The organism is Oleiphilus sp. HI0117, from assembly GCF_001635235.1.
This window is the reverse complement of sequence record NZ_LWGA01001168.1, coordinates 1-986: the sequence shown is the minus strand read 5'-3', so window position 1 is coordinate 986 and position 986 is coordinate 1. Positions and strand designations below refer to the sequence as shown.

General features: G+C 38.3%; 1 protein-coding gene and 1 pseudogene. Both read left to right on the top strand.

Annotated features, from left to right (window positions below; translation table 11 throughout):
* A pseudogene (locus tag A3757_RS27105) lies at positions 1 to 191 on the top strand (IS3 family transposase); the annotation flags it as partial.
* 220 nt (positions 192 to 411) lie between these two features.
* Positions 412 to 986, top strand: a 575-nt coding sequence (locus tag A3757_RS27720; RefSeq protein WP_231878340.1) for a hypothetical protein, incomplete at its 3' end; no start/stop codon positions are given.

Below are 986 nucleotides of genomic sequence, written 5' to 3'. Positions count from 1 at the left end.
ATAGTCGAATTAACTTTGTTACCCCAGAGCAAAGGCACTTAGGTCTGGATGAAGAAATATTATCGAAGAGGGATGAGCTTTATCGCAAGATGAAAAGAAAGAACCAAATAAGGTGGTCAAAAGCTACGCGGAACTGGGAGAAAGTGGGTGACGTTAAGTTGAACCCGGAGAAGGAAAAACAAGCAGCTTAAATGCTCAGGCGACAACTACCTTGAAAAACGCCGCAACCCCGAGAATATAAACGGTCATCCTCAATTATAAATGAAAAGGGAACTATCTCAGACAAGCTTACGTTAGTAATTTTAAGACTGACTTGCATAAACGTCTGAATATGACTAGACATTTGACCGAACCATCTTATACTTTTTAATTCAGCCCATTTTGGTTTCAAATATAACTCAGTTCAATAACGTGATAAATAATATAACTTATCAACATTTAGATGCTCTTAATCACAAAGCCGAAGCTTTACTTAAGTGGAAAGAATTACTTCCATATTGTCAGCACAATTTTTTCCAATCAATACCATGGGTAGAAACATGGCTAGAAGCTCTGCCTAACCAACACCCCGTCTACCTCGTATCTTGCTCAGTTAATGGCACACCACTCTCTGGCATGATTATTTCCTTCAATAAAACAGTCCGATTACACATAGTTCACTCGGATGGACTCTACCTAAACAATACCGGCGACACACACCTAGATGAACTCACTACTGAATATAATCAAATATTAGTAAACCGCACCCTCAGCAAGGCAAACCAAAATGACGTCATTAAAGGACTTTTAGCTCATCTCGATAAAATTGCGAATTGGAATGAAGTGTTCTTACCAGCGCTAGCAAGCGAAACACGAGACAACTTAATATCTCTCCCCCCCCTTCTAAACACTAGACTCAAGCTTGTAAAGACAACAAAATCTTATTTTGTAGACTTAGATAAGATACGAGAAAGTGATTTAGATTATTTGAAACTGCTTAGTTCAAA